This window comes from Burkholderia sp. AU19243 (assembly GCF_018148075.1).
GTDB classification, from domain to species: Bacteria; Pseudomonadota; Gammaproteobacteria; order Burkholderiales; family Burkholderiaceae; genus Burkholderia; species Burkholderia latens_A.
Genome location: NZ_JAGSTV010000049.1, coordinates 1 through 677, shown reverse-complemented (window position 1 = coordinate 677; position 677 = coordinate 1). Strand labels below are relative to the sequence as shown.

General features: G+C 66.8%; 1 protein-coding gene. It reads right to left on the bottom strand.

The genetic code is table 11. From position 1 onward, the window contains the following. Positions 1 to 677: serine hydroxymethyltransferase (locus KDW55_RS29245; RefSeq protein ID WP_212161898.1), on the bottom strand; the 677-nt coding region annotated here is incomplete at both ends.

Below are 677 nucleotides of genomic sequence, written 5' to 3'. Positions count from 1 at the left end.
TAGACCGGGAAACGCTTGGTCAGCTCGGCCACCTGCGCGCGCACGCGCTCGATCGTCGCCGCGTCTTCCGGGTTCTCGAGCACGTCGGCAATCAGGTTGCCGACCTGCTCCGCTTCCGCCGGCCCGAAGCCGCGCGTCGTCATCGCCGGCGAGCCCAGGCGGATGCCGCTCGTCACGAACGGCTTTTCCGGATCGTTCGGGATCGCGTTCTTGTTCACCGTGATGTGCGCGGCGCCGAGCGCCGCTTCCGCTGCCTTGCCCGTGATGTTCTTCGCGCGCAGGTCGACCAGCATCACGTGACTTTCCGTGCGGCCCGACACGATCCGCAGCCCGCGCTTGACCAGCGTTTCTGCCAGCACGCGTGCGTTCTCCACCACCTTCTGCTGATACGCCTTGAACTCCGGCGACAGCGCTTCCTTGAACGCAACGGCCTTCGCCGCGATCACGTGCATCAGCGGGCCGCCCTGGATACCCGGGAAGATCGCCGAATTGATCGGCTTCTCGTACTCCGCCTTCATCAGGATCACGCCGCCGCGCGGGCCGCGCAGGCTCTTGTGCGTCGTCGTCGTCACGAAGTCGGCGTGCGGCACCGGGTTCGGATACACGCCCGCCGCGATCAGCCCCGCGTAGTGCGCCATGTCGACCATCAGGTACGCGCCCACCGACTTCGCAATCTT